The sequence below is a fragment of the Nocardiopsis halotolerans DSM 44410 genome, assembly GCF_000341065.1.
Taxonomy (GTDB): Bacteria; Actinomycetota; Actinomycetes; order Streptosporangiales; family Streptosporangiaceae; genus Nocardiopsis; species Nocardiopsis halotolerans.
The window spans coordinates 1-6,292 of record NZ_ANAX01000351.1; the positions used below are offsets into that span (position 1 = coordinate 1).

The 6,292-nt window shown below is 70.1% G+C and carries 6 protein-coding genes and 1 riboswitch; of the genes, 4 read left to right on the top strand and 2 right to left on the bottom strand.

The genetic code is table 11. From position 1 onward, the window contains the following. Positions 1-453: 453 nt before the first annotated feature. Positions 454-1,185: a restriction endonuclease gene (locus D455_RS32350; protein WP_026122986.1), complete on the bottom strand. Its 732-nt coding sequence runs from the start codon at positions 1,183-1,185 to the stop codon at positions 454-456. 497 nt (positions 1,186-1,682) lie between these two features. Next, entirely contained in the window at positions 1,683-1,997 is a 315-nt protein-coding gene (locus tag D455_RS0125995) for a DMT family transporter (RefSeq protein WP_017573592.1), read from the bottom strand. A 35-nt stretch (positions 1,998-2,032) separates the two neighbouring features. Next, positions 2,033-2,092: riboswitch (guanidine-III (ykkC-III) riboswitch) on the bottom strand. 490 nt (positions 2,093-2,582) lie between these two features. Here D455_RS0125995 and D455_RS0126000 point away from each other — a divergent pair. The 4 genes from D455_RS0126000 to D455_RS0126015 form a co-directional block, all read left to right on the top strand. Beyond that, positions 2,583-2,981: a DUF485 domain-containing protein gene (locus D455_RS0126000; protein WP_017573593.1), complete on the top strand. Its 399-nt coding sequence runs from the start codon at positions 2,583-2,585 to the stop codon at positions 2,979-2,981. Beyond that, positions 2,978-4,663, top strand: coding sequence for a solute symporter family protein (locus D455_RS0126005; RefSeq protein ID WP_017573594.1), 1,686 nt, complete (start codon positions 2,978-2,980; stop codon positions 4,661-4,663). Before D455_RS0126000 ends, D455_RS0126005 begins: the two co-directional genes overlap by 4 nt. Before the next feature lie 341 nt (positions 4,664-5,004). Beyond that, positions 5,005-6,021 (top strand): sensor histidine kinase, encoded by a 1,017-nt coding sequence (locus D455_RS0126010; protein ID WP_017573595.1) that lies wholly within the window; start codon positions 5,005-5,007, stop codon positions 6,019-6,021. Continuing rightward, positions 6,018-6,292 (top strand): LytR/AlgR family response regulator transcription factor (locus tag D455_RS0126015; RefSeq protein ID WP_017573596.1); only part of this gene is annotated, 275 nt, incomplete at its 3' end. The genes D455_RS0126010 and D455_RS0126015, both read left to right, overlap by 4 nt.

Below are 6,292 nucleotides of genomic sequence, written 5' to 3' on the forward strand. Positions count from 1 at the left end.
TGGTTCGGGCCACGTGCGAAGGTCCCGGGACGACACCGCTCAGTGCGATGAGGTCCTCCCCGCGCATGCGGGGGGGTGAGGCACGACTGGCCCCGGCGGGTGCGCCAACACCCCCGGTGCTCCGGGGAGTCGTCAAAGACCGGCCCTTGGTTCCGGACCTGGAAGCCCGCCGTTCGGGGACAGGACACGACGCTGTCGAACGAGGTCGGCACGCGGCTTGTGCCGTTCTTGGACGGGCGGCGAAGACTGACGCTGGGCGGCCCGGCCCGGCTGCCGGGGCACGGCGGGGTCCGGGAGGGCGCCCCCGACGCACAAGACTCGGCCCCGACACCCGGGAGGGGGCCGGGGCTGTCGCGGGCGGGCCTGGACTCCTGGTGTGGGTGGGGGTGAGCCGCCACGACGGTCCGGTCGGGGTTCGGATGTCGGCGCGGCGCGAAGGTGACCGGTTGCTCCTCACTTCCGGGCACGTCGGTTGCGAAGAAGCCGCTCCGCCGCTCTGTTCACCGCACGCACCGGATAGCCCGCCTCGGAGTCGAACGTGAACAGCGCGACGTCTCGTTGGTTGGCGTACTCGGCTGCGGCCGCCGTGTACCGCGACGATGTGAAGAAGACAGCGGTGTCACCGACCGGGGCCGCACCAACCAGCTGCTGTAGTTCGGGGCGCCCGACCGCGTTGGTGCTGTAGCGCTTAACCTGCACGGAGACGCCCGACGCGCTGACGTCGATCCCCGCGTCCCCCGACGGGGGCGTGGTCCGAGCACCCCGGAAACCCCTGTCTCGCAGCCACCCGGCCACGAAACGCTCGGCCTCCGTGGGCGTGTGGATCCGCGTTCGGACACGCTCCTGCTGCTCCTTCTTCCTCCCCCTCTCCGCAGCAGCGACTTCACCGATCACCTGCGCCAGAAAGCCCTTGCGCGGAGCGACCTCGGCAGCCTGCTGATTGCCTGAACGACGGAGGCGTCGACGCACGGCGCTGAGTACCCAGAACAGCAGCAGACCCCCCGTAACCGCTGCTCCGAAGGCCATGATGAAGGGCTCTTCAACGCGGAGAGTGGCGTACCCGGAAACGGAGAACAGGACCGACACCGCGACGAAGACGCCGGTCGATCGTCCCGATCCCGTCCGGGTAAGGGGCACGTCCACCTCTCCGGGCTCGGAGGGCGAGGGGGATGTTTCCGAGGTCACGTCGCTTGTTCCCTTCTGGACGTAGGACTCGTGGGCACAGCTACGAAGACCTAAAACGGTCACTGTATAAAAAATTATGTCAATGCAGACATACTTACTTTTCTCCACGAAATGGCCCTCGCAGAAGCGGGCGGGACGCCCGACCGGCCCGGACCACTACGAGGACGTGAGGCCCCTGGGGCGGGCCCCACAAGGTCGTCCACGTACCAGAGGCCTCGCGTTGGTTGCCCGTACCGCGCCGGTTCCGCCAGCGCGGCCGCGCGCACCGCCCAGCCGGGGACGTCGGCGTCTCCCATGCACCGGCTACCGCCACCCGCACGAAGGCGGCGACCTCCTGGCCCACCAGCTCCCGGACCTGCACCAGTGCCGCGAACAGGGGCTGGGACCTGTGGTCCCGGACGGAGCCCCGTTGGAGACCGACCGGCGCGCCGGCCCCGGCCGTACGACGTGTTGCTCCTGTCCTCGGTGGGAAGTGGAGACGTCCTTCCGAGAGGGCCTCAGTGCAGGAGCTTGAGGCCCACGACGCCCGAGACGATGAGCACCAGGCACAGCGCCTTGGGAACGCTGAAGCCCTCACCGAGGAAGAACATGCCCACCAGAGCGGTGCCGACGGCGCCGATCGCCACCCAGACCGCGTAACCGGTCCCCACGGGGATGGTGCGCAGCGCGTAGGCCAGACCGGCCATGCTCAGGAACAGGGTGACCCCGAAGGTCACCGACGGCCACAGCCGGGTGAACCCCTGGGACGCGCTGAGCGCGGTCGCCCACGCGGTCTCCAGGAACCCCGAGATCACCAGAACGATCCAGGCCATGGTGCCCACCTCCGTGACGTGTGACGTGCGTTGTCGAAGCGCCGTCTTGTCGTCACCGGGTACGGCGCACCTCGTCCGGGGTCTCTCGGATCGCGCCGACGCGGGAGACCCGCGACGGCGGTGATGGTGCGTAAGGTACAACGCCCGGAGCCGGGCGGGCGTTCCGGGCCCGCCGAAGGTGTGTCTCACCACGGGGCCGGGCGGGCTCGCGTGCTTCGCGTCTCCCCGGACCGGACCTCCCCCCGCCGGACCCCTTGGTGGCCGTCCTCCCACCGGCCACCGCGAGCCCCGGGCCCGCCCGTGCCGGGACTCCCCTCCACAGACCGCTTCCGGGCCCGAACGCGCGGACGACGGGGGCCGCTGGTCTGGACCGGAGCCGCTCGGCGACCGTTCGGCGCGCGTGCCGACCGTTCGTCGCGCGCTGGGCGACCGCTCGACGCTGCTCCTCCGCGTTCGGCGCGCGTGCGTGCGTCCACCCTCCCTGCGGAGGAGTGTCGCTCCTTACAGTTCCAGGTAATCCACATCACACAGGAGTGACAACGTCGCACCGGCTGCACGCCGATCCCCCCGGAGGTACAACCCACAATGTCAGCAGACAGGTCCGCGAAGGATCCGGCCCCGCCGCCCGCCAACGGGGACGGTGACGAGGTCGTCAGCCGCGAGGACTACGTCGCCATGCACGGCGATCCGCGCTTCGTCGAGCTCAGGAAGCGGCTCTACACCTTCATCTTCCCGATGAGCATCGCCTTCATGGCGTGGTACCTGCTCTACGTGCTCATGTCCGCCTACGGGCGCGACTTCATGGGCACCGTGCTCTTCGGCAACGTCAACGTGGCGCTGGTCTTCGGTGTCCTCCAGTTCTTGTCCACCTTCGGGATCGCGATCCTGTACACGAACTACGCGCGCCGCAGGCTCGACGCCCAGGCGGTCGAGCTGCGCGACGAGCTCCACCACAGCTCCGCGGGCAAGGAGGGCGGACGATGATCCTCGCTCAGGAAGCGACCGAGACGGTCAGCGACAGCAGCCGTATCGTCACGCTCGGCCTTTTCCTCCTCATGATCGCGGCCACCCTCGGCGTCACCGTCTGGGCCGGTCGCAACACCCGCTCCGCCACCGACTTCCACTCGGGCGGGCGCGGCTTCTCCCCGCTCCAGAACGGCCTGGCCATCGGCAGTGACTACATGTCCGCCGCGTCCTTCCTGGGCATCGCGGGCATGATCTCCCTGTTCGGCTACGACGGTTTCCTCTACTCCATCGGGTTCCTCGTCGCCTGGCTGGTCGCCCTCCTGCTCGTCGCGGAGCTGCTGCGCAACTCCGGCCGCTACACCATGGGCGACGTGCTGTCCTACCGGATGCGGCAGCGTCCGGTCCGGACCGCCGCCTCGGTCTCCACGATCGTGGTGTCGATCTTCTACCTGCTCGCGCAGATGGTCGGCGCGGGCGCGCTCATCGCCCTGCTGCTGGGCATCCAGCCCGGCCAGACCTTCCTGGGCATGGACGCCGCCACCGCCAAGATCGTCGGCATCGTGGTCGTCGGCCTGCTGATGACGATCTACGTGACCTTCGGCGGTATGAAGGGCACCACCTGGGTGCAGATCATCAAGGCCGTCATCCTCATGTCGGGTGCCGCGCTGCTCACCCTGCTGACCCTGTCGCTGTACGGCTTCAACCTGGGCGCCCTGATGAGCGACGCCGCCGCGGCCAGCGGCCAGGAGGGCTTCCTGGAGCCCGGCCTGCGCTACGGCGTGGAGGTCGAGGGCGACCCGGTGCAGACCATGTGGAACAAGCTGGACCTGATCAGCCTGGGCATGGCCCTGGTGCTGGGTACGGCCGGTCTGCCCCACATCCTCATCCGCTTCTACACCGTTCCCGACTCCCAGGGCGCCCGTAAGTCGGTCAACTGGGGCATCGGCCTCATCGGCACCTTCTACCTGATGACCCTGGTGCTGGGCTTCGGCGCCGCGGCCATCGTCGGCCACGAGGCCATCACGGCCCAGAACGCGGCGGGCAACACGGCCGCGCCGCAGCTGGCCCGAGCGGTCGGCGAGACCATCGGCGGCGACATGGTGGGCTCGGTCCTGCTCGCGCTCATCTCCGCCGCCGCCTTCGCGGCCATCCTGTCCACCGTGGCGGGGCTGGTCATCGCCTCCTCGTCCTCCATCGCGCACGACTTCTACAACTCGGTCCTGCGCAAGGGGAGGGCCACGGGCTCGGAGGAGGTCAGGGTCGCCCGGCTCTCCGCCCTCGGCGTCGGTGTGGTCGCGGTCGTCCTGGCCGTGTTCGCCCAGTCCCTCAACGTGGCCTTCCTGGTCGCGCTGGCGTTCGCGATCGCGGCCTCGGCCAACCTGCCGACCCTGCTGCTCAGCCTGTTCTGGAAGCGGTTCAACACCTCCGGTGCCCTCTGGGGTATCTACGGCGGTCTGATCAGCGCCGTGGGCCTGGTGTTCTTCTCGCCGGTGGTCTCCGGCAGCGAGACCGCGCTCATCCCGAACGCGGACTTCGCCTGGTTCCCGCTGCCCAACCCGGCCCTGGTGTCGGTGCCGATCAGCCTCCTGTGCGCGATCGTCGGCACGCTGACGTCCAAGGAGCGTGACTTCGACAAGTTCGCGATGCTCCAGGTCCGTGCCCTGACCGGCGCGGGCGCGGAGAAGGCGGCCGACCACTAGCGGGCGGCCGGCCACCAGGCAGTATCTGCCTCGGGCCTCCGCTTCGCTTCGGCCCGTGCTCGGGGTGGCCACCGGTGGCTCACTCCGACCGGGGCCCACCCTCCCCGGAACGGCCACCGCCCCGAGCGCTCCCCGGGCCCGTCACCCTCCCGGTGACGGGCCCGGCCTCCTGTTCGGCCAGGTGAGCATTTGCGTCACGATTCGAAAGGCGGACCCCACAACGTGAGCGTCGGCACAGACCGCTGGGATAGGGTCGTTCCGTGTCATACCGCTGGCTGTCGCGGATGTCCCCCTCCCGACGGCGCCCAGCACCGTCGGAGCAGCGGGCGAACGTCGACCTGATGCGCCAGGTCCACGCCCTCGGCGTCGACCTCCGCGACGGGCTGCACGGAAGGAGGGTCTCCTCCGCGGCCAGACGGCTGCGCCACCTCCTGGCCGTCGACGGCGTCGTGCTGGCCGACCTGGACGGTCCGGTGGTCGGGAGCGGTACCGACCCCGACCCCGCGGAGATCGACGGTCTGCTCGCCCAGGTCTTCGAGTACGGCAGCAACGCGCGCGTACGCCTCGCCGACGGGACCTCGGTGTGCGCCGTCCCCCTGACCGTGGCCGACGAACTGTCCGGCGCCCTGGTCGCCTCGGGCCACCCCGTGGAGGCCGACGTGGAGGCCGCCGCCGCGCTGGTGTCCGACTGCCTGGACCACGCGGCGCTGCGCCGGGCCCGCGCGCGGATCGCCGCCGCCGACCTGCGCACCCTGCGGGCGCAGATCTCCCCGCACTTCGTGCACAACGCCCTCGCGGTGATCGCCGCCCTGGTGCGCACCGATCCCGACCGGGCCCGCCACCTGCTGTCGGACTTCGCCGACTACCTGCGCTACGGCTTCTCGGAGAAGGGGGACTACGCGACCCTCTCGGAGGAGTTGGAGGCCACCCAGACCTACCTGGAACTCCAGCGGGCCCGCTTCCACGACCGTCTGGACATCACCGTGCGGATGGCGCCGGAGGTGCTGCCCGTGGCCATACCCTTCCTGGTCGTGCAGCCGATCGTGGAGAACGCGATCCGGCACGGTCTGGAACGCAAGGAGGGCCGGGGCCACATCAGCGTCTCGGGGTTCGGCGAGGGACCGCTGTGCGTCATCGAGATCGAGGACGACGGGGTCGGCATGCACCCCGACCTGGCCCGCGCCCTGCTGGCGGGGACGGGGCCGGAGTCGCGCAGCGTCGGCCTGGCCAACGTGGACCAGCGGCTGCGAACCGTCTACGGACCCGAGTACGGTCTGGTGATCGAGACCGCGCCGGGCGAGGGAACGAAGGTGACCGTGCGCGTACCCAGATTCACCAGGGGGGTGGTGGCGCAGTGAAACCCGAGCTCAGGGTACTGGTGGTCGAGGACGAGGCGTCCACCCGCGAGGAGATGGCGTCCCTGCTCGGTGACATGCCCGAGGTCGCGGAGGTCCTCGTGGCCGACAACGGCGCCACCGCCGTGCGGCTGCTGGGGACCACCACCATCGACGCGGCGTTCCTGGACATCCTCATGCCCGGGCTGGACGGCATGGACGTGGCCAGGGTACTCAGTGTGCTGTCCGAGCCGCCGTCCATCGTGTTCGTGACCGCGTCCGAGGCCCACGCCGT